The 20942-nt window shown below is 70.6% G+C and carries 16 protein-coding genes; 14 read left to right on the top strand and 2 right to left on the bottom strand.

All coding sequences use genetic code 11. From position 1 onward, the window contains the following. Positions 1 to 2: 2 nt before the first annotated feature. The 10 genes from H1D24_RS36905 to H1D24_RS36950 all read left to right on the top strand — a co-directional run bounded on the left by H1D24_RS36905 (position 3) and on the right by H1D24_RS36950 (position 10739). Positions 3 to 1265 (top strand): MCE family protein, encoded by a 1263-nt coding sequence (locus tag H1D24_RS36905; RefSeq protein WP_181662103.1) that lies wholly within the window; start codon positions 3 to 5, stop codon positions 1263 to 1265. Continuing rightward, positions 1262 to 2299: an MCE family protein gene (locus tag H1D24_RS36910; RefSeq protein ID WP_181662104.1), complete on the top strand. Its 1038-nt coding sequence runs from the start codon at positions 1262 to 1264 to the stop codon at positions 2297 to 2299. Before H1D24_RS36905 ends, H1D24_RS36910 begins: the two co-directional genes overlap by 4 nt. A gap of 65 nt (positions 2300 to 2364) precedes the next feature. Then, positions 2365 to 3348: an MCE family protein gene (locus tag H1D24_RS36915; RefSeq protein ID WP_181662118.1), complete on the top strand. Its 984-nt coding sequence runs from the start codon at positions 2365 to 2367 to the stop codon at positions 3346 to 3348. After that, a complete protein-coding gene (locus H1D24_RS36920; protein WP_181662105.1) occupies positions 3345 to 4508 on the top strand; it encodes an MCE family protein in 1164 nt (387 codons plus the stop codon). The genes H1D24_RS36915 and H1D24_RS36920 overlap by 4 nt, the downstream gene beginning before the upstream one ends. A 152-nt stretch (positions 4509 to 4660) precedes the next feature. Continuing rightward, the gene (locus H1D24_RS36925) at positions 4661 to 5956 is read left to right on the top strand and encodes an MCE family protein (protein ID WP_181662119.1); all 1296 of its coding nucleotides are present in this window, start codon (positions 4661 to 4663) and stop codon (positions 5954 to 5956) included. After that, complete coding sequence (locus tag H1D24_RS36930; RefSeq protein ID WP_181662106.1) at positions 5953 to 7227, top strand: MCE family protein; 1275 nt, start codon at positions 5953 to 5955, stop codon at positions 7225 to 7227. The genes H1D24_RS36925 and H1D24_RS36930 overlap by 4 nt, the downstream gene beginning before the upstream one ends. Before the next feature lie 17 nt (positions 7228 to 7244). Continuing rightward, positions 7245 to 7844, top strand: coding sequence for an Rv1363c family protein (locus H1D24_RS36935; protein ID WP_374064513.1), 600 nt, complete (start codon positions 7245 to 7247; stop codon positions 7842 to 7844). 58 nt (positions 7845 to 7902) lie between these two features. Continuing rightward, on the top strand, positions 7903 to 8727 hold the full coding sequence (locus H1D24_RS36940; protein ID WP_181662107.1) for an Rv1363c family protein: 825 nt from the start codon (positions 7903 to 7905) through the stop codon (positions 8725 to 8727). 151 nt (positions 8728 to 8878) lie between these two features. Further along, the gene (locus H1D24_RS36945; protein ID WP_181662108.1) at positions 8879 to 9733 is read left to right on the top strand and encodes a TIM barrel protein; all 855 of its coding nucleotides are present in this window, start codon (positions 8879 to 8881) and stop codon (positions 9731 to 9733) included. 100 nt (positions 9734 to 9833) lie between these two features. Then, entirely contained in the window at positions 9834 to 10739 is a 906-nt protein-coding gene (locus tag H1D24_RS36950; protein ID WP_181662109.1) for a 2-hydroxy-3-oxopropionate reductase, read from the top strand. Between the two features lie 404 nt (positions 10740 to 11143). Here H1D24_RS36950 and gcl read toward each other — a convergent pair whose 3' ends face one another. Beyond that, on the bottom strand, positions 11144 to 12919 hold the full coding sequence (gcl, locus tag H1D24_RS36955; RefSeq protein ID WP_181662110.1) for a glyoxylate carboligase: 1776 nt from the start codon (positions 12917 to 12919) through the stop codon (positions 11144 to 11146). Positions 12920 to 13261: 342 nt separating this feature from the next. Here gcl and H1D24_RS36960 point away from each other — a divergent pair, with 342 nt between their 5' ends. Both H1D24_RS36960 and H1D24_RS36965 read left to right on the top strand, forming a co-directional pair. Continuing rightward, on the top strand, positions 13262 to 13972 hold the full coding sequence (locus H1D24_RS36960) for a hypothetical protein (RefSeq protein WP_181662111.1): 711 nt from the start codon (positions 13262 to 13264) through the stop codon (positions 13970 to 13972). Between the two features lie 162 nt (positions 13973 to 14134). After that, the gene (locus H1D24_RS36965) at positions 14135 to 14650 is read left to right on the top strand and encodes a GNAT family N-acetyltransferase (protein WP_181662112.1); all 516 of its coding nucleotides are present in this window, start codon (positions 14135 to 14137) and stop codon (positions 14648 to 14650) included. 30 nt (positions 14651 to 14680) lie between these two features. On the opposite strand, the gene H1D24_RS36970 is transcribed toward H1D24_RS36965, so the two are convergent. Beyond that, complete coding sequence (locus tag H1D24_RS36970; RefSeq protein WP_181662113.1) at positions 14681 to 16381, bottom strand: AMP-binding protein; 1701 nt, start codon at positions 16379 to 16381, stop codon at positions 14681 to 14683. 332 nt (positions 16382 to 16713) lie between these two features. Here H1D24_RS36970 and H1D24_RS36975 point away from each other — a divergent pair, with 332 nt between their 5' ends. After that, positions 16714 to 19659 (top strand): ATP-binding protein, encoded by a 2946-nt coding sequence (locus H1D24_RS36975; protein WP_181662114.1) that lies wholly within the window; start codon positions 16714 to 16716, stop codon positions 19657 to 19659. A gap of 190 nt (positions 19660 to 19849) precedes the next feature. After that, positions 19850 to 20641: a S1 family serine peptidase gene (locus H1D24_RS36980; RefSeq protein WP_181662115.1), complete on the top strand. Its 792-nt coding sequence runs from the start codon at positions 19850 to 19852 to the stop codon at positions 20639 to 20641. Positions 20642 to 20942: the final 301 nt, after the last annotated feature.

A 20942-nucleotide genomic window follows, 5' to 3' on the forward strand; every position in this document is an offset into this window, starting at 1 on the left:
CGATGCGGATCGTCACTCAGAGGGCGAGACTGCGCCTGTACGGCGTCGTCTTCATCGCCGTCATCGCAACGCTGCTCGGCCTGTCCGTGGCCGTCTACCAGCAGGTTTTCACCCCGGCCGTACGGATCACGCTGGAGGCCGACACGCTCGGGAACCAGCTGGATCCGCGCGCCGACGTGAAGCTGCGCGGGCTGCTGGTCGGCGAGGTGCGGGCGGTGCGGGCCGACGGCGAGAAGGCGACGCTCGACATCGCGCTCAAGCCGGAGCAGGTCCCGCAGATCCCGGCCGATGTGCACGCGCGGCTGCTGCCCAAGACGCTGTTCGGCGAGAAGTACGTCGATCTGGTGGTGCCGCGGGGCTCCTCCGGCAGGCCCATTCAGGCCGGGGACGTCATCACCCAGGACCGCACCACGGTCGGCATGGAGCTGCAGCAGCTGATGAACGACCTGCTGCCGCTGCTGCGCACCGTGCAGCCCGGCAAGCTCAACGCCACGCTGTCCGCGTTCTCCGACGCCCTCGAAGGCCGCGGCGACCGGATCGGCGACAACCTCACCCGCGTCGAGCGCTATCTGCGCAAGCTCAACCCGCACATGCCGTCGATCCAGGAGGACATCTCCCGGTTCGCGGATGTAGCCGAGGTGTACGCCGACGCGGCACCCGACCTGATGAGGATCCTCCGCAACACCGTCACGACCAGCCGCACCCTCGTCGAGCAGAAAGACCAGCTGGCCGCCGCGCTCGCCTCGACCGCCACGGTCGCGGGCACCGCGGACGACTTCCTCGACGAGAACGGCGACCGGCTGATCACACTCGGCCGCGTCTCCCGCCCCACGCTCGAGCTGTTCGCCCGCTACGCGCCCGAGTACCCCTGTCTCCTCGAGGGCCTGGTGCACCAGGACAAGGCGTCGGACGCGACGTTCAGGGGCGGCGCGATGCACATCACGCTCGAAGTCGTCCGCCAGCGATCTCCGTACGAACCCGGCGAGGAACCGCGCTATGCAGAGCGATCGGGCCCGAACTGCAGAGGCCTGCCCCACCCCCAGGTGCCCGCACCGGCCGTCAAACTCAACGACGGTACGAAGTCGCGGAGTTCGGGTGGCGGCACACTGCCCGGAGGGGTCAACGTGTCCAGCACCGAGGCCGAACAGCGCGCCATCGGCTCGCTCGTCGCACCCGTCATGGGGGTGCCTGCCGATGAGGTGCCGCCGGTCGCGACTCTGCTGTTCGGCCCGATGGCCCGCGGAACGGCGGTGAGCGTCGCATGAGTGTCAAGGGAGCCAGGGACGCCGCGTCGCCACTGATCAAGTTCAGCCTCTTCACGGTGGTGACCGTGCTGGCGACGGCGCTGCTCGCCGCCACCATCGTCAACATCTCTTTCACCCCCGAGCACACGTACCGCGCAGTGTTCAGCGATGTCACCAGCCTGGAGGAAGGCGACGACATCAGGGTGGCCGGCGTGCGAGTCGGCGAGGTGGCGGACATCCGGATCAAAGACCGGACGCTGGCGGAGGTCACCTTCACGGTCAGCGCCGACCGCCCCCTGTTCACCAGCACCGGGGCCGTCATCCGCTACCGGAACCTGGTCGGGCAGCGGTACATCGCGCTGACGGAGGGCGCCGGCGACGGCACACGGCTGCGGCCCGGAGGCACGATCCCCCTGCCGCGGACCCAGCCCGCGCTGGACCTCAACGCGCTGCTGAACGGCTTCAAGCCGCTGTTCGCCGCGCTCAGCCCGAAGGACGTCAACCAGCTCGCCACCGAGATCATCAAGACGCTGCAGGGCGAGGGCGGCACGGTCAACAGCCTGCTCGCCCACACGGCCTCGCTCACCACGACGCTCGCCGACCGCGACGAGCTGATCGGATCCGTGATCGACAATCTCAACGACGTGCTGGCGACGCTCGACAAGCGCGGCGCCCGATTCTCCGGGCTGCTCAAGCAGCTGCGGCGGGTGATCTCGGGCCTGTCCGCCGACCGCAAGCCCATCGGGGAATCGCTGGTGAACATCGGCGCACTGACCGACGCCACCTCGGGGCTGCTCGAGGACGCCCGGCCGCCGCTGAAGGACGACATCGCCGAGCTGACCGAGCTCACCGGAACGCTGAACAAGAACGAGAAGACCGTGGAGGGCGTCCTGAAGCGGCTGCCGAACAAGCTCAACAAGTTGACCGGGACGGCGACCTACGGCTCCTGGTTCAACTTCTACCTCTGCGACTTCGACGGCCGGATCGTGCTGCCGAAGACCAAAGAGGTGCTCACCCCTGAGTTCCATGTGGCACGGGCGAGGTGCGGCGGATGAGGATACGTCTCCTGCCCCGGGCGTTGCGCATGCCGAAGGGGCTGCGCATGCCGAGGGGGCCGCGCATGATCCCGTTCCGCGAGAGGAACCCCGTGGTGATCGGGGCCGTCGGCCTCACCACGCTCGCGCTGCTGACCGTCGCCGCGTTCAACGCCGACAGCCTTCCGGTGATCGGCAACGGAGACACGTACAGCGCGGCTTTCTCCGAGGCGGGCGGACTCAAGTCGGGCGACGAGGTGCGGATCGCCGGGGTCAAGGTCGGCAAGGTCGAGGAGGTCGACCTGGACGGCGACCACGTGAAGGTGGTCTTCAAGATCAAGGGCGACCCGGAGTTCGGCACCCGGACCGGCGCGTCGATCCGGGTCAAGACGATCCTCGGCGCGAAATACCTGGCGCTGCATCCGAAGGGCACAGGCCAGCTGAAGCCCGGCAGCGAGATCCCGCTGAAGCGGACGGTGTCGGCGTACGACGTCGTTCAGGCGTTCAGCGATCTGACCACCACGAGCGAGAAGGTCGACACGGAGCGGCTGGCGACCGCCCTGGACACGATCTCCACCACCTTCCAGGACTCGCCCGAGGAGGTTCAGGCGTCCATCAAGGGCCTGTCGAGGATCTCCCGGACGGTGGCATCGCGTGACAAGGCGCTGCGCGAACTCCTCGACCATGCCAACGGGGTCACCGGTGTGCTGGCCGAGCGCTCCGAGGACTTCTCCGCGCTGATCAAGGACGGCGACAAGCTGTTCCAGGAGATCAGCAGGCGGCGTACGGCCATCCATAACCTGCTCAAGAGCTCGGCCGCCCTCGGCATCCAGCTCTCGGGCCTGGTCGAGGACAACCGCAAGCAGATCGGTCCCGCGCTCAAGAGCCTGAACACCGTGGTCACGATGCTAGAACGCAACCAGGCGAGCCTCGACCGCAGCGTCAAACTGCTCGCGCCCTATGTGCGGGTGTTCACCAACACCCTCGGCAACGGCCCCTGGTTCGACACCTACGTCCAGAACATGGTCGCCCCCGCCCCTGTGACCCCGCGGACGGGAGGCTCGCGATGAAGGGACGCCTGATCACGCTGCAGGGCCGCCGGGCCCGGCTCCTGGCGCTGCTCACCGCGGCGGCCCTCGTCGCCGCGCTCACCGTCGCCCTGTGGCCGCGGTCCGAACCCGTCCGCGTCACGGCCTACTTCCCGCGCACCGTCGGCATCTACCCCGGCTCGGACGTACGCGTCCTCGGTGTCCGTATCGGCGAGGTCAAGAAGATCACGCCGGAGGGCAAGCGGGTGCGGGTGGAGCTCGTGTACGACGAGGGGCGCAAGGTCCCGGCGGACGCCAAGGCGGCGATCATCAACTCCTCGGTGGTCAGCGACCGTTACGTGCAGCTGCTGCCGGTGTACCAGGGCGGCCCTGCGATGCGGGACGGCGCTGTCATCCCCGAGTCGCGCACGGCCGTACCGGTCGAACTGGACCGGATCTTCGACAGCCTGCACACCACGGCTGACGCGCTCGGTCCGAAGGGCGCCAACAAGGACGGCTCCCTGTCGCGTCTCCTCGGCGTCAGCGCGGACAATCTCGAAGGGCAGGGCAAGAACCTGAACCAGACCGTCGAGGACCTCTCGCTGGCGGTCACCACCCTGTCCGACGGCCGGCAGGACCTGTTCGGCACCGTACGGAATCTGCAGGTGTTCACGGCCGCGCTGGCTGCGGACGACAAGAGCGTGCGGTCGTTCAACGAGAGCCTCACCAAGGTGGCGGAGCAGCTCGCCGGGGAGCGCAAGGACCTGGCGGCGGCGCTGAAGCATCTGGGGACGGCGCTCGGTGACGTGTCCGAGTTCGTGAAGGCGAACAAGAAGTCGCTGACGTCCGACGTGGAGGGCCTCAGCAAGGTCACGAAGGTGCTGGTCACGCAGCGGGCGGCGCTGGAGGAGCTGCTGGAGGTCGCCCCGGCTGCTCTGGACAACCTGCACAACGCCGGCAATCCGTCCTCCGGCACCCTCGACACCCGCAACAACGCCCAGCACCCGCAGGACCCGGCCTCACTGCTGTGCTCCGTCCTGAAGACGACGGGGGACGCGGGCGGCGAGAACCCCGACTGCCAGGAGCTGAAGAAACTCTTCGACTCGCTGCCGGAGCTGCCGGAGGCCGGGAGTCAGACGCTCTCGGGAGGCACGGGCACGGTCGACAAGACACTCGGCGGAATCCTGGGGGCCGGCGCATGAGTGAGCCGCGCATGAACGAGGGGCCCAAGAGTGAGCTGCGCATGAACCAGGGGCGCAAGAGTGAGCTGCGCATGAACCAGGGGCCCAAGAGTGAGCTGCGCATGAACCAGGGGCCCAAGAGTGAGCTGCGCATGAACCGGGGGCGCAAGAGCATGCTGCTCAAGGGCGGGGCGGTCGCGTGGGCGGCAGTCGGTTCGCTGCTGCTGTCCGGCTGCGAGTTCAACGGCTGGTACGACGTCGATCTGCCCGGAGGCGCCGCCGCGGACGGCAACGCCTACCACGTCACCGTCGAGTTCAGGGACGTCCTCGACCTGGTGCCGCAGTCGGCCGTGAAGGTCAACAACGTCACCGTCGGGGCCGTCGAGAAGGTGGAGCTGGTGGGCTGGCACGCGCGCGTGCGGCTGCGGGTCGCCGACTCCGTGAAGCTGCCCGCCAACGCGATCGCCGAGCTGCGGCAGACCAGCATGCTCGGCGAGAAGTACGTGGCGCTGTCCGCGCCGCCCGACGCCAAGCCCGTGGGCCGGCTCGGCGACGGCGACCGTATCCCGCTGTCCCGCAGCGGCCGCAACCCGGAGATCGAGGAGGTGCTGTCCGCACTGTCCGCGCTCCTCAACGGCGGCGGAGTGGCCCAGCTCAAGACGATCACCGTCGAGCTGAACAAGGCCCTGGAGGGCCGCGAGAACCGGGTCAAGTCCCTGCTCAAGGAGCTGGACACGTTCCTCGGCGGCCTCGACTCGCAGCGCAAGGACATCGTCCGCGCGCTCGAGGGCATCGACCGGCTGGCCAAGCGGCTGAAGAACGAGAAGAAGACGATAGCCGTGGCCGTCGACACGATGCCGCCCGCGCTGAAGGTGCTCGCCGACCAGCGGCGCAGTCTGACGAGGATGCTCACCGCCCTGTCGAAGCTCGGCAAGACGGGCACCGAGGTCGTCAACGCCTCGCGGGACGACGCGATCGCCAATCTGAAGCTGCTCCGGCCGATCCTGGAGCAGCTGAACAAGGCGGGCGATGATCTGCCGAACTCCCTCGAGCTGCTGACGACCTATCCGTTCCCCCGCGGCGCGACGGACGCGATCAAGGGCGACTACGTCAATCTCAGGATCACCGCCGATCTCGATCTGGCGGGCATCTACGGGAATCTCAGCGAGGGGGACGGGTCGGGCAAGGGAGACGGGGGCTCCGGCGGCCCCGAGACCCCGGATCTTCCGAAGACCCCGGACGTGCCCGACGTCCCCGGCCTCCCGACGCCCACCGCGCTGCCGGACGGCCCGGACGTGCCGGACTCTCCCCCCACCCCCTCGTCCCCTTCGGACGGCGACCTGCTGTGCCCGCCGGTGTGCAGCAGCAGCTACGCCGCGTACGGGTACGGCGGACAGGACGGTGACGGCCTGCCACCCGGGATCGATCTCGCGCTCGCGGAGCTCATGCTGAAGGGGATGCAACCGTGATCACACGAACGGTCAAGGCCCAGCTGATCGCCTTCGCCACCGTGACGGCCGTCGGTGTGTCGTACGTCGGCGCCCAGTACACGGGTCTCGTGGACAGCCTCCTCGACCGCGGGTACACCGTGCGGGCCGACTTCGCCGAGTCCGGGGGCATCTTCCCCGGCGCCGAGGTCACGTACAGAGGAGTGCCGGTGGGACGCGTCGGCAAGCTGCGGCTGACCGGCTCCGGCGGGGTGTCGGTGGCCCTCGACATCGAGGGCGGGCCGCGGATACCGGCCGACACGCTGGCCATGGTGGCGAACCGTTCGGCGGTGGGCGAGCAGTACGTCGACCTGCAGCCGCGGGGCAGCGGCGGGCCCTATCTGCTGGACGGCAGCACGATCTCCCGGAGCAACACGCGGGTGCCGCTGCCCACCACGGATCTCATCATCAGCCTCGACCGGCTGGTCAACTCCGTCGGCAAGGACGATCTGCGGGTCACCGTCGACGAGCTGGGTGAAGCCTTCGCCGGCACGGGACCGCAGCTGAGCCGGCTGGTGGACTCCGGGAACGAGCTGGTCGAGTCGGCCTCCGACTCGCTCCCCCAGACGATCTCGCTGATCGAGGACTCCCGGACGGTCCTCAAGACGCAGGCCGACCAGGGCTCGTCCATCAAGTCGTTCTCGAGCGATCTCGCCGACCTCACCGCGGAGTTGAAGAAGAGCGACGGCGACCTGCGCAAGCTGATCGGCAACACGCCGCCCGCGGCGGAGGAGGTCAACTCGCTGCTGAAGTCGACGCGGCCGCATCTGCCGGTGCTGCTGGCCAATCTGATCAGCGGCGGCCAGGTCACGCTGGCCCGGCTGCCCGGCGTGGAACAGGCCCTGGTCACCTTCCCGGTGGTGGTCGCGGACAGCTACACCGTCATCCCGGGTGACGGCACCACCCACTTCGGGCTGGTGCTCAACGCCGACGACCCGCCCGCGTGCACCCAGGGATACGGGACCCAGCGACGCGACCCCGCGGACACGAGCACGCGCGAGGCGAACACGAACGCGCGTTGCACGGCACCGCGCGGCGGCAAGACGTCGGTACGCGGCGCGCAGAACGCACCCGGCGCGTCGGCCGGTTCGGCCGGCGCGAACCAGGCGGCGTACGTCACGCCGTACGACCCGGAGACCGGCACCGCCGCCGGTCCTGACGGAACGTTCGTCGAGATCGGCTCGACGGGCGGCGAACAGAGCGTGTTCGGAAAGGAGTCGTGGCAATGGCTGCTCGTCGGACCGATGGCATGACCGACAGGACTACTGACGTGGCTGAGGCGACCGCCGAAGGCACAGGGGGCAGCGCAGGAGGGGGCCTGATCGGGAGCTTCGTCGTACGGGCGGTCCGCCCGCTGCGGCGGCTCGCGGCCGGACCCGCGGACGGCACCCGCCGCGGCCGGGCATGGTCCGCGGGACTCGTCACGGCGACGGTACTGACGACGGCGGTGACCGGCTGGTTGAGCGTCCAGCTGTACGAGCAGCACGAGGCGGAGCAGCGGCGCCAGGACATCCTGGCTACGGCCCGGCAGTCGGCGCTGAACTTCACGTCGATCGACTACCGGCACTACGACCGGGACAGCCGGAACGTGCTGAAGGGCGCGACGGGTGACTTCAAGGAGCAGTTCGCGGCGCAGACCAAGGAGCTGACCGAACTCGTCGCCGAGAACAAGTCGGTCTCCGAGGGCCAGGTCCTCGAAGCCGGCATCACGCGCTCGGACGAGCGGTCGGCCCGCGTCCTGGTGGTCGCCGACAGCAAGGTGACCAACGCGTCGGTGCCCAAGGGGGAGGCCCGCACCTACCGGCTGCAGCTCGACCTCGTGCTCGTGGACGGCCGCTGGCTGACGTCCGGCGTCGAGTTCGTCGGCTGACCGCACTTCCGTACGACCCGGCCGACGGCCCCGTACGACTCGTAAGGAGAAGAGAACCGTGGCGAACCCGACGACCCGAAGCCGCACCGGCTCCCCCGCCCGCCGGAGCCTGACCGCGGCCGCTCGCGCGGCGGCCAAGCGAGCGGAACGCAGCGGCCACGATCCCGTGGCCGACCAGCCCCCGGGGTCCACGGCCCACTCCCTGGCGGAGGACGCCTCCGACGCGACCCCGCGGCGCCCGGAGGGACAGCAGGTCGGCCGCACGCTGCTCATCGAACCCCCGGACGGCTGGGACGATCCGCCGGAGCCGCGACTGGCCTTCGAGGACGCCGACGAGGAGGAGCCCGAGGCTCCCGCCGCCGCGCGCACAACGCGACGGCGCCGACAGGGACTGCTCACGACGGTGCTCGCCGTCCTCCTCGTGGTGGGCCTCGTCGCGGTGGCCGTGCTCGGCTGGCAGTACCGCGAGGGGCGGCAGGCCGAACAGGCGCGGGGGCAGGCGCTCGCAGCAGCGCGGAAGGCGGCGCCCGTCGTCCTGTCGTACGACTACCGGCATCTGGACCGGGACTTCGCCGCGGCGCGGGAGCATCTCACCGGGGCCTTCCGCGACCAGTACGCGAAGACCACGAGGACGGTGGTGGGGCCCACGGCCGCGAAGTACAAGGGGGTGGTGAAGGCGACCGTGGTGAAGCCCGCGGGCGGCGGGGACCCGGCGGCCTCCGTGGTGTCCGCCTCGCCTGACAAGGCCGTCGTCCTGCTCTTCGTCAACCAGGTCACCCAGAGCACACAGGTCTCCGGCTCCCGTGTGGACCTGAACCGGGTGCGGATGACACTCACCCGTACGTCCGACGGCTGGAAGGTCAGCGCTGTCGACGCGCTGTGAACGGTCCTCCCCCGGCAGTCGCCCCCAGACGCCCCCGCGCATTCGCGCGGGGGCGTTCTTGTCGGGCGCCTTGACACCACCGCCGAGCCAGAGGCAGTCTTCCGTTAAGCAAAATAAAACTTCCGCTATACGGAAGGAAAGCCTACCTCTCATGCCTGGTTCCGAGACAGCCGCCACCGGCCAGCGCTTCGACGTCAACCTGTCGATCCTCTTCACGGAACTCCCGCTCCTGGAGCGCCCTGCGGCCGCCGCGGCAGCGGGTTTCACGGCGGTCGAGCTGTGGTGGCCCTGGATCGACGCGCCCGCGCCCGAGCAGTCACGACTCGACGCCCTGCAGAGGGCGATCGAGGACGCGGGTGTGCAACTGGTAGGCCTGAACTTCTACGCGGGGCAGTTGCCGGGCCCTGACCGCGGGGCCCTGTCGATCCCCGGCGAGGAGTCGGAGAGGTTCCGCGCCAACATCGACGTGGCCGCCGGCTTCGCCGAGTCGCTGGGCTGCAAGGCCCTCAACGCCCTCTACGGCAACCGCGTCGAGGGAGTGGACCCGGCCGTCCAGGACGACCTCGCCCTCGCGAACCTGGCGCTGGCCGCCCGGGCCGCCGACCGCATCGGCGCGACCCTGCTGATCGAGACCCTCAACAGGCCGGAGTCGCCGCTCTATCCGCTGGTGAGCGCCCCGGCCGCCATCGAGGTCGTCGAGGGGGTCAACAAGGCGACGGGCCTCGGTAACGCCCGTTTCCTCATGGACCTGTACCACCTGTCCAGGAACGGCGAGGACCTGCCGTCGGTGATCGAGCAGTACGCCGCGCGGACTGGCCACGTGCAGATCGCCGACAACCCCGGCCGCGGCGCCCCCGGCACCGGCTCACTGCCGCTGGAAGAGCTCCTCGGTCTGCTCCGCAAGGCGGGTTACGACGGCTGGGTCGGCCTGGAGTACAAGCCGGGCGACCGCCCGAGCGCCGAGGCCTTCGACTGGCTGCCACTGGAGGCCCGCGCCGCGCGCTGACGCCGCCTCTGCACCGGCGCTCGGCCACAACTCATCGACGCAGCACGACATCCCGCACGGCTTTACCGACGCATGCACGGCTTTCTGAGGAGGCACCCTCATGAGCGACAACCTCCCCCACCACCTCCCCAAAGTGGCATGGATCGGCCTCGGCATCATGGGCTCCCCCATGTCCGAGAACCTGATCAAGGCCGGATACCCCGTCACCGGCTACACGCTGGAGCAGGAGAAGCTCGACCGGCTCGCCGCCGCGGGCGGCACCGCGGCCGGCTCGATCGCCGAGGCCGTCGGGGAGGCCGACGTCGTGATCACGATGGTGCCCGCCTCGCCGCAGGTCGAGGCCGTCGCCTACGGGCCCGACGGCATCCTGGAGAACGCAAGGCCGGGCACCCTGCTGATCGACATGTCCTCGATCACCCCGGGGACCTCGGTCGACCTCGCCAAGGCCGCCGCCCACAAGGGCATTCGCGTGCTGGACGCCCCCGTATCCGGTGGCGAGGCCGGGGCGGTCGAAGCCGTGCTCTCCATCATGGTTGGCGGCGAGCAGCCCGACTTCGACGAGGCCAGGCCGATCTTCGAGGCCCTCGGCAAGACGATCGTGCTGTGCGGCCCGCATGGCTCCGGCCAGACGGTGAAGGCCGCCAATCAGCTGATGGTCGCGGTCAACATCCAGGCGTGCGCCGAGGCCGTGGTCTTCCTGGAGAAGTCCGGCGTGGACCTGAACGCCGCCCTCGACGTCCTGAACGGCGGTCTGGCCGGCTCCACGGTCCTGACCCGCAAGAAGGACAACTTCCTCAACCGGGACTTCAGGCCCGGCTTCCGTATCGACCTGCACCACAAGGACATGGGCATCGTCACCGACGCCGCCCGCGCCGTCGGTGCCGCGCTGCCCGCCGGGGCAGTGGTCGCGCAGCTCGTGGCCTCGCTGCGTGCGCAGGGCGACGGCGGGCTCGACCACTCGGCGCTGCTGCGCGCCGTCGAGCGCCTCTCGGGTGCCGCGGACTGAGTCCCTCCGAGACTTCCGGGCCGCGTCGGCGCCGACATATGTCCTGTCGCGCCCAGGCGCCGCCGCGGCCCGGATTCCAATCCCCACGGTCTCAACTACGCGAATGATGAGCCGAGTTCGGGCAAACCGGGACGCGACGATGCGCCCGGACGTCATCGCGTGTAGCCGTCGGGCGTACCCGGGCTACGGCAACCTCAAGTCTTCCTCTGAACTCGGTCCCGAGGGCTTCGCTTCTGACCACCGTTGGGCACAACCTGAGCACACGAGGCCCGCCGGCACGGGGGCGGCGGGCCTCGAGTTCAGCTCGGGGGAGATACCGCAGGGGAAGCACACAGGGGGAATTCACGGCCCCCGTCCCGGAAGTCCGGGGCGGGGGCCGTGGCTTGTGCGTTGTCGTGGTGCCGTCAGGCCTTCAGCGTCCTGACCGACGTGGGCGCATGCCACGGCTCCGTGGCGACCTCCTCGAACTCGACGACGTTGCTGATGTCGGCGGTCGTGGACATCGAGATGTTGGTGACACGCTCCAGGATCGCCTCGACGACCACCGGCACCCGGTGCTCTGAGGCGAGCTTCCTCGCCTCCTCGAAGGCGGCGCCGAGCTCGTTCGGGTCGGTGACCCGGATCGCCTTGCAGCCGAGGCCCTCGGCGACCTTGACGTGGTCCACTCCGTAGACGCCGAGCTCGGGCGAGTTGAGGTTCTCGAACTCCAGGTTCACCTGGAAGTCGATGTCGAGACCGAGCTGCGCCTGGCGGATCAGCCCTAGGTAGGAGTTGTTCACCAGGACATGGACGTACGGGATCCTGTGCTGCGCGCCGACCGCCAGCTCCTCGATCATGAACTGGAAGTCGTAGTCGCCGGAGAGCGCGACCACCTGGGCGTCCGGGTCGGCCGTGGCCACGCCGAGCGCGGCCGGGACGGTCCAGCCGAGAGGCCCCGCCTGGCCGCAGTTGATCCAGTGGCGCGGCCGGTAGACGTGCAGCATCTGGGCGCCCGCGATCTGCGAGAGGCCGATGGTGGTGACGTACCGGGTCTCGGGCCCGAACGCATTGTTCATCTCCTCGTAGACGCGCTGCGGCTTGATCGGGATGTCGTCGAAGTGCGTACGGCGCTGGAGGGTGGCCTTCCGCTCCTGGGTGGAGGCCGCCCAGGCCGAGCGGTCGGGGAGACCGCCCTCCGCCTTGAGTTCCTTCGCCACCTCCACGAACAGCTCCAGTGCGGCCTTGGCGTCGGAGGCAATGCCGTAGTCCGGGGCGAAGATCTTGCCGATCTGGGTGGGCTCGATGTCGACGTGGACGAACTTGCGGCCTCGTGTGTAGACGTCCAGCCTGCCGGTGTGGCGGTTGGCCCAGCGGTTGCCGATGCCCAGGACGAAGTCGGACTCCAGGAACGTCGCGTTGCCGTAGCGGTGCGAGGTCTGCAGACCGACCATGCCGGCGTTCAGCTCGTGGTCGTCGGCGATGGCGCCCCAGCCCATGAGCGTGGGGATGACCGGTATCCCCGTCGACTCCGCGAATTCAACGAGGAGTTCACAGGCGTCGGCGTTGATGACGCCCCCGCCGGCGACGATGAGCGGGCGCTCCGAGGCGTTCAGCAGCGCGAGGGCCTTCTCGATCTGGGCGCGGGTCGCGGACGGTTTGTAGACCGGCAGCGGCTCGTACGTCTCCGGGTCGAACTCGATCTCCGTCAGCTGGACGTCGATGGGCAGGTCGATGAGGACCGGGCCGGGACGGCTGGAGCGCATCAGGTGGAACGCCTGCTGGAAGACGCCGGGGACCTGCGCGGCCTCGAGGACGGTGACGGCCATCTTGGTGACCGGCGTGGCGATCGCGGCGATGTCGACGGCCTGGAAGTCCTCCTTGTGGATCACGGCCGTCGGCGCCTGACCGGTGATGCACAGGATCGGGATCGAGTCGCCGGTGGCGGAGTAGAGGCCGGTGATCATGTCGGTGCCTGCCGGGCCCGACGTACCGATGCACACGCCGATGTTCCCGGGGTGGGTACGGGTGTACCCCTCCGCCATGTGCGAGGCGCCCTCGACATGGCGGGCGAGGGTGTGGTCGATGCCGCCGGCCTCCTTCAGCGCCTTGTAGAAGGGGTTGATGGCCGCACCCGGCACACCGAACGCGTGGGTGACGCTCTCGCGCTTGAGGATCTCAACTGCCGCACGGGCAGCGGTCATTCGAGCCATTGAGTACTCCTGATCCGGCTGTCGGATTCGGACTCCCGTCGCGCCCCGCGGAGAGTGCTCGCTTCCCTTGTTCCGTATTGACTCCGCATTGATTCCGCAGATTCCGTAATGCGGAAAAAATGTTCTGCCATATGGAAGTAATGTAGGTGGCGGTGCGGGGAGCGTCAACAGACAGGCACCGGACGGCATTCAGCGCGATACCGCATGGGTCGATCTGGCCCGACCGGCTGTCAGGGCGGGGGTCGTTGGAGGACGATGGGAGGGGCTGTCCCGATGAGCGGGCTGTCCTGACGTACCGTCGCGAGTTCTGAGTGCTGAGTTCTGGGGTGGGTCATGGTCGAGAGCGTGCCGGTGCGGTGCCCGGTCTGCCGCCGCGAGCAGCTCTACGCACCGCCGTCCTATCCGTGCACGTGCGGCGCGCCCGTCCAGCCGCCCATGGCAAGCTCGACCCCAGAGCCCATCACCCACCGGACCTGGGCGGACGACTGGGTGAGCGTGCAGTGCGAGTCGTGCGGGCGCGAGGACGAGTGGCCGCAGCCCGAACTGGGGTGCGCGTGCGGGACGGTGCTCCGGATCCCGGTCGCGGCAGGGGCCACGACGCGGAGCCGGCAGGCGCCCTCCCTGCCTGTCCACATCCCGCTGCCGCGGACCGCCGCCTCACCCCGCCCGGCCTTCCATCCGGTCACGATCCGCACCGCACGCGACGCGGTCACCGCCGTCGCGCTGTATCTGCGCTGGCTCGGCTACCGCGACATCCGCAGCGCCGAGCACCGCCCCTCGTCCGGGATCGGGCTCGCAGCCACGGGACTCGTCGCCCAGGTGGAGCCGTCCCTGCGGCCGGCGACGCTGCGCGACGTCGAGTGCCTCTGGCTCACGGGCACGGCCGAGTCCGCGCTGTCCGTCTACTTCTCACTGGCGGGCTACGCGGCCGACGCCCGGGTCCGCGCGGACGAACTGGGCGTCCCCCTGTTCGTCGTCGACCTCACGGGCACCCCGCAGCCGGTCAACAGCCGGGCGGACGAGCTGTACTCGGCGGGGGCGTAGCCCGAGCTGTGCGGGGCGGGCCCAGCCCAAGCCATACGCGGCACGGCACAGCCCGCTCAGCCCGAGGACCAGCCCCCCAACCCAAAGGCCGGCCCCCGCGCTGGTCCGCCGAAAGGCGCCGATGCGGGGGCGCGGATTCCCGGGCGCCCGCATACTCGTCCCATGCGTATCCGCCGCGCCGCACCCGCCGAGCTGCCCGCCCTCCAGGACATCGAGCGCGCCGCCGGTGAGCCCTTCCGTGCGCTCGGCATGGCCGCCGTCGCCGACGACGAGCCGCCCGCCCTCGAGATGCTGGAACGTTTCCGGAGGGCCGGGCGCGCCTGGGTGGCCCTCGACGGGCAGGGCGACGACGGCGACCCCGTCGCGTATCTGCTCAGCGCGACCGTCGACGGCGCCGAGTACATCGAGCAGGTCTCCGTGCACCCCCGCGCGGCCCGCCGCGGGGTGGGCCGGCTGCTGATCGAGCACACCGCCGAACGGGCGCGCGCCGGGGGCCTGCCGGCCCTCACCCTCAGCACCTTCGCCGAGGTTCCCTGGAACGCGCCGTACTACGCGCGCCTCGGCTTCCGCATCCTCGACGAGGCCCAACTCACCCCGGGACTGAGGAAGATCCGCGCCGCGGAGGCCGAGCACGGACTCGACCGGTGGCCGCGCGTGTGCATGCGCAGACCCGTGTGACCACGGAAGACGACCCCGGAAGCTTCGGGGTCACCGGAAGTCCTCCTCGCGGTACTCGTCGGCGGAGCCCGCGGCCGTGCGCTCGCGCAGCTCGATGCGGCGGATCTTGCCCGACACGGTCTTGGGGAGGTCGGCGAACTCCAGGCGGCGGATGCGCTTGTAGGGAGCGAGGACGGTCCGCGAGTGCTCGAAGAGCAGCTTCGCGATGTCCGGTCCGGGCGCGTATCCCTCGGCGAGGACGACGTACGCCTTCGGTACGGCCAGCCGCAGCGGGTCAGGCGCGGGCACGACGGCCGCCTCGACGACCGCCTCGTGCTCAAGGAGTGCGCTCTCCAGCTCGAACGGGGAGATCTTGTAGTCGGAGGCTTTAAAGACATCGTCGCTTCGACCGACGTAGGTGATGTAGCCGTCGGCGTCGCGGGCGCCGATGTCGCCGGTGCGGTAGTAGCCGCCGGCCATGGCCTCGGCGGTGCGCTCCGGGTCGCCGTGGTAGCCGGTCATGAGGCCCACCGGGCGGGCCGACAGGTCGAGGGCGATCTCCCCCTCGTCGGCGCCGGGAGCGCCAGTCGCAGGGTCGAGCAGCTCGACCTTGAAGCCGGGGCTCGGCCGTCCCATGGAGCCCGTCTTCAGCGGCTGCCCGGGGCTGTTGGACACCTGCACGGCCGTCTCGGTCTGCCCGAACCCGTCGCGGATGGTGACGCCCCAGTCGCGCCGCACCTGCTCGATGACCTCGGGGTTGAGCGGCTCCCCGGCGGCGACGGCCTCGCGCGGCGGCGTGCGCAGCTGCCCGAGGTCGGCCTGGATGAGCATGCGCCACACGGTGGGCGGCGCGCAGAAGCTGGTGACCCCCGCCTCGTCCATCTCGGCCATCAGGCGTCCCGCGTCGAAGCGCGTGTAGTTGTGGATGAAGACGGTGGCTTCCGCGTTCCACGGGGCGAAGAGGTTGGACCAGGCGTGCTTGGCCCAGCCGGGCGAGGAGATGTTCAGATGGACGTCGCCCGGCTTCAGCCCGATCCAGTACATCGTGGCCAGGTGGCCGATCGGGTACGACACGTGGGTGTGCTCGACGAGTTTGGGGCGGGCGGTCGTGCCGGAGGTGAAATACAGCATGAGGGTGTCGTCGGCGCGGGTGACGCCGTCGGGCTCGAAGGACGCGGACGCTTCGTAGGCCTGCTCGTAGGCGACCCAGCGGCCCGTGGGCTCGGCCGCGGAGGTCCCGCCGCCTCCTACGACGATCCGGGTGTAGTCCCCCGGCACGTCGTCGAATTTCGCCGTGTCCTCGGCCCGGACGATGATGTGCCGCACGTCGCCGCGCTCGACGCGGTCCCGTAGGTCGGCGGGGCCCAGCAGGGGTGTGGCCGGGATGACGACGGCCCGCAGCTTCATCGCGGCGAGGGCCGTCTCCCACAGCTCCGCCTGGTTGCCGAGCATGACGAGGATGCGGTCACCGTGGCGTACGCCCTGGGCGCGCAGCCAGTTGGCGGCCTGAGCCGAGCGGGCGGACAGCTCGGCGAACGACAGGCGGGTGCGCTGCCCGTCCTCCTCGACGATGTGCAGCGCGATCCTGTCGTTGCCGCGCGCGATCACGTCGAACCAGTCGAGCGCCCAGTTGAAGAACTCCGGCCGGGGCCAGACGAAGCCCTCGTACGCGGAGGCGTAGTCCTCCCGGTGCCTGAGCAGGAAGTCCCGTGCGGTGCGGAACTGCTCGGTGGCGCTCGTCGTCGCCGTCATGTGCCCTCCTCGTTGCGGACCTTGCCGGACAGCCGCCTGCCATCGTCCAATCCATGACGTGGATCTCACTACCCCCGAACGGGGGTGGGATCGTGAAGGGGCATGCCGCCCCCTCCCCTCCGGCCGACCCCGGTCCCCTCTGGCCGCCCTGGTCTCGTCCGGCCGACCCCGGTCCCCTCCGCCCGCCCCGCGCGTCATTTGTTATTCATGCGGCACCATCGTGAAATCCCTTATGCCGAGTGATTCTTATTCCACTCACCCGCACAACCGCCCGAATTCTCAAGCCTCTTTGCATAAGATTGTCCCGGACACGACATGAGGGGAGCGGGGCCATGCGACGGGATCTCGAGGAGCCGGCCAGATCCCGACCCGCCCAGGTCACCGACCACGTCATGGAGCGGATCACCGGCCGGGACGACCTGTTCGCGCGGGCACGCGAACAGCTCTCCCGGGGCGGAAGTGTCCTGTTGCACGGCCCGGCCGGAATAGGAAAATCGACCGTCCTGCGTGCCCTGGCCTCGGAATACGCCGAAACGTCACGGACTGTGCTGCGGTGTTCGGCCACCGAGTCCGAATCCCATCTGCCGTTCCTGACGCTGGTCGACCTCCTGGGTCTTGTCGTGGACGAGGTGTCTGACCAGTTGCCCGCGCCGCAGCGAGCCGCGCTCGAGGCGGCGCTCACCGGAAGGGGCGACTCGTCGCTGCACCACGACGGACTCGCGCTGCGCCTCGCGGTGCTGTCGGTGCTTCGGGCGCTGGCGGCCAGGGGCCCGGTGCTGCTCGTCGCCGACGACCTGCAGTGGCTGGACACGGCGAGCACCGAGCTGCTGGGCTTCGCGGCCCGCCGCCTGGGCGGGATGCCGGTGCGCATGCTGTGCGCGGCACGGACGGGCACGGAGCCGCAGGGAGAGCCGTACGACCGGTATCTACGCGCGTCCGTCCCGGAGACGCTGACCCTGCGGGTGCCGCCGCTCTCCCGTACCGGGGTCTCCGAACTCCTCACCCGGCGCGGCTACACGGGGCTGCCCGGCTCGACCGTCCGGGACATCCACCGCACCAGCGGCGGCAACCCGCTCTTCGCGCTCGAACTGGGCCGCGCCCTGGCCGAGAGCCCGACCCCGCCGAGACCCGGCGAGCCGCTGCCCGTGCCGACGTCGCTGCGCGCCCTCGTACTCAGCCGGCTGGGCATGCTCTCCACCGAGGCCCGCAGAACCCTGCTGGTGGCGAGCGCGGGGGCGCGCCCCACGCTGCAGCTGCTGCACGCCGCGGGCCGGAAGGACGCCGAGGCGGAGACCGCCCGCGCGACCCGGCTCGGGATGCTGTCGACCGAGCGGGAGACGTCCGGCGGGCAGGACGGCGCCATTCGGTTCGCGCACCCGCTCATATCGGCGGCGCTGTACGCACAGGCCACGCCGCAGGAACGGCGGGCGGCCCATGCCGCGCTGTCCACGGCCGCATCCGACCCGATCGAGCGGGCCCGCCACCTCGCCCTGGCCACACCGGGCACCGACCAGCAGGTGGCCCTCCGGCTCGCCGAGGCCGCGGCCCTGGCCCGCGATCGCGGCGCCCCCTCGATCGCCGCGCAGCTCGGGCTGCTCGCGGCCCGGCACACCCCGCCGGATGCCGTGCACGACGCGGACGAACGGCGGCTGCGGGCCGCCGAGGACGCTCTCACCTCCGGTGAACAGGACCTCGCCCGCGAGGTGGCGCGGGAGGTCCTCGACCGCGCCACCGACCCGGCGATCCGGGTGCGCGCCTGGATGGTCGTGATCGACACGGCGGGACACGCCATGGGCGGCGTCGACGCCGTCTTCCCGCAGGCGCTGGCGGACGCGGGCGACGATCCGCGGCTGCTGGCCCTTGTGCGCTACCAACTGGCGTGGCGGGCGCTGCTGGTGGAGGGCGCCATGGAGAAGGGCCGGGCCGAGGCCGCTCGCGCCGCCCGGCTCGCCGCGAGGACCGCGGACCGGCGTACGGAACTCATGGCTCTCGCCTTCCAGGCGCAGATGGAGACCCTGATGGGGCACCCCGAAGCCCCCGCGACCCTCGAACGTGCCCTGCGCGAGCCGCAGGACCCGGGCGTCGCCTGCGACCACAACGGCGTCGGCAGCGCCCGGTTCCGCTGGCAGATCATGAGCGACCGGCTCACCGAGGCACGCACCACCATCACCGGGCTGCTCCGCGAGGTGCGCAGACGGGGAATGGCCGAGAGCGAGGTGCATTTCCTGCGCGGGCTCGCCGAGACCGAACTGCGCTCCGGCCACTGCGGCCGGGCACTCGACCTCGCCCACGAGAGCCTGCGGCTGGCGCGGGACACGGGGATCGGCGAGGGTGCGGCCGCCATGTTCGCCTCGCTCGCCGAGGCCGCGGGCGGCGAGGTGGAACGGGCACTCGCCCTCGCCGGGGAGGCGGTACGCCGCGCCGAGGAGGACGGCGACCTGATGTACCAGTCGCGGGCCCTGGCCGCGCTCGGCCACGCCCACCTCGTGGCCGGGGACGACACGGCGGCGGCCCAGGCGCTGCGGCGGGTGCGGGAGTTGGAGCGCCGCCTCGGCGTGTCGGACCCCGCGCGCGGCCGCTGGCACGGAGACCTGGCGGAGGCTCTCGTACGGACGGGCGGGCTGGCCGAGGCCCGGGACGTCATCGACGCCACGCGCGTGCACGCGGCCCGGCTCGGGCGTGAGAGCGTACTCGCCGTACTGGACCGGGCCGAGGCGCTGGTGCTGGCCGCACACGGCGAACACGACGCCGCCGCGCTGCGGTTGGCCGCTGCAGGGGAGCGTCTCGGGAGGCTGGGGTACGGGCTGGAGGAGGCCCGTGCGGCCGTCGAACTGGCTCGTCTGCAGGCCGGCGGGCCGGACACGGTGGCGGCGCAGAGCGCGTACGACGAGGCGGCGCGGCTGCTGAGGCGCTGCAAGGCACGGCCGTGGCTGCGGCAACTGGAGGCGGTGTCCTCTCCGGCCACCGCGCGGGCCCTCTCGCCCGCCCCTTCGCCGACCGCCGCCTCGGCCCCCACCCCCGCGGTCCCGGCGAGAACGCAGAGGGCGGCTCGACCGGGCCTCGTCGGTTCAGCTCCCCCGTCTCTCGACACCCTCGCCACGACGGAGCGTCAGGTCGCCGCGCTCGTTCTGGAAGGCGCCACCAACCGCGAGATCGCCGCGCGGCTGTTCATCAGCGTCAAGACGGTCGAGGCCACGCTCACGCGGGTCTACCGGAAGCTGGGCATCCGGTCCCGGGTCGACATCGTGCGGCTGGCGGCGGGACAGCGGACCGGGTGACGGCCGTCGGAACGGGATCGAGGGTTTTCCCTGGGCAACTCCCCGAGGGGGAACCCCTATTGGGCCACCCGGAGGCCCGCCCCTAGCGTGAGGCCGTGCCGTACGCACGGGCACCGGCGCTCGCCTCCCCGCAAGGCCGGTGCAGCACCCCCCACCCGCGCATCCCCCACCGGCAATCCTGAGGAGATCCATGTTCGGGCTCACCCGTGTCAAGAAGGCCGCCGCCGTGTGCGCGGCGACCGCTGCCGCCGCCGCGACCGTCGCCCTGGGCGCTCCCGCCGCCGTCGCCGCGCCCCAGCCCATCGTCGGCGGCACGACCACCACGGCGTCCGCCTACCCGTACGTCATGCAGATCACCAACGCCTCGCAGAGCCAGTTCTGCGGCGGCACCCTGGTCGCGGCGAGAAAGGTGGTCACCGCCGCCCACTGTGTGGACGGCCGGACCACCAGCAACACCAAGGTCGTCGGCGGCCGCACCTACCGCAACGGCACCAACGGCACCGTCGCGTCGGTCAGCCGCATATGGATCCACCCCGACTACACGTCCGCCGAGGAGGGCGACGATGTCGCCGTCCTGACCCTGTCGACCTCGATGCCGTACACGCCCATCGGCTATGTCTCCTCGTCCGACACCGGTGTGTACGCGGCCGGCACCACCGCCCGCATCCTCGGCTGGGGCACCACCTCCTCCGGCGGCTCGTCCTCCAACCAACTGCGCACGGCGACCGTCCCGACCGTCTCCAATGCCACCTGCTCGGCCGCGTACGGCTCGTCGTACATCGCATCCGACATGGTCTGCGCCGGGTACTCGAGCGGCGGCGTGGACACCTGCCAGGGCGACAGCGGCGGTCCGCTGGTCATCGGCGGCCGGCTCGCGGGCATCACGTCCTGGGGCTACGGCTGCGCGGACGCGGAGTACCCCGGCGTCTACACCCGGCTGACCACCTTCTCGTCCCTCGTGACAGCACAGGTCAACTCCTGACGCCTGACCATCTCCCCGATCACCACCTCATGATCACCTCCTGAGAACCCTCAGGTGCGCCGGGGCGTCGCGGACTGCCACAAGCGGTCCGCGGCGCCCCTCTCCCTTGTCCGGGCGGCGCGTGGGCGGAGCCCCGTTAGAGCCTCCGGCAGTAGGTGGGGCGGAAGAAGGAGCGGGCTCTGGTGCGTGCAGCTGCAAGGCGGAGGATTGAGGCATCGCGGAGCGATGGTGATTGACGACAACGCCGCAGATGCGCGTGCCAGAGCCCGCGACGCCGCCCCACCTACTGCCGGAGGCTCTT

The sequence above is a fragment of the Streptomyces himalayensis subsp. himalayensis genome, assembly GCF_013778455.1.
In the GTDB taxonomy this organism is placed as follows: domain Bacteria; phylum Actinomycetota; class Actinomycetes; order Streptomycetales; family Streptomycetaceae; genus Streptomyces; species Streptomyces himalayensis.

What these genes read in the sequence shown, in the direction of transcription:
- H1D24_RS36965 (WP_181662112.1), top strand. Translation starts at nt 14,135, where the DNA reads ATGCGTATCCGCCGCGCCGCACCCGCCGAGCTGCCCGCCCTCCAGGAC.
- H1D24_RS36950 (WP_181662109.1), top strand. Translation starts at nt 9,834, where the DNA reads ATGAGCGACAACCTCCCCCACCACCTCCCCAAAGTGGCATGGATCGGC.
- H1D24_RS36910 (WP_181662104.1), top strand. Translation starts at nt 1,262, where the DNA reads ATGAGTGTCAAGGGAGCCAGGGACGCCGCGTCGCCACTGATCAAGTTC.
- H1D24_RS36980 (WP_181662115.1), top strand. Translation starts at nt 19,850, where the DNA reads ATGTTCGGGCTCACCCGTGTCAAGAAGGCCGCCGCCGTGTGCGCGGCG.
- H1D24_RS36945 (WP_181662108.1), top strand. Translation starts at nt 8,879, where the DNA reads ATGCCTGGTTCCGAGACAGCCGCCACCGGCCAGCGCTTCGACGTCAAC.
- H1D24_RS36905 (WP_181662103.1), top strand. Translation starts at nt 3, where the DNA reads ATGCGGATCGTCACTCAGAGGGCGAGACTGCGCCTGTACGGCGTCGTC.
- gcl (WP_181662110.1), bottom strand. Translation starts at nt 12,919, where the DNA reads ATGACCGCTGCCCGTGCGGCAGTTGAGATCCTCAAGCGCGAGAGCGTC.
- H1D24_RS36960 (WP_181662111.1), top strand. Translation starts at nt 13,262, where the DNA reads ATGGTCGAGAGCGTGCCGGTGCGGTGCCCGGTCTGCCGCCGCGAGCAG.
- H1D24_RS36925 (WP_181662119.1), top strand. Translation starts at nt 4,661, where the DNA reads ATGCTGCTCAAGGGCGGGGCGGTCGCGTGGGCGGCAGTCGGTTCGCTG.
- H1D24_RS36915 (WP_181662118.1), top strand. Translation starts at nt 2,365, where the DNA reads ATGATCCCGTTCCGCGAGAGGAACCCCGTGGTGATCGGGGCCGTCGGC.
- H1D24_RS36975 (WP_181662114.1), top strand. Translation starts at nt 16,714, where the DNA reads ATGCGACGGGATCTCGAGGAGCCGGCCAGATCCCGACCCGCCCAGGTC.
- H1D24_RS36920 (WP_181662105.1), top strand. Translation starts at nt 3,345, where the DNA reads ATGAAGGGACGCCTGATCACGCTGCAGGGCCGCCGGGCCCGGCTCCTG.
- H1D24_RS36970 (WP_181662113.1), bottom strand. Translation starts at nt 16,381, where the DNA reads ATGACGGCGACGACGAGCGCCACCGAGCAGTTCCGCACCGCACGGGAC.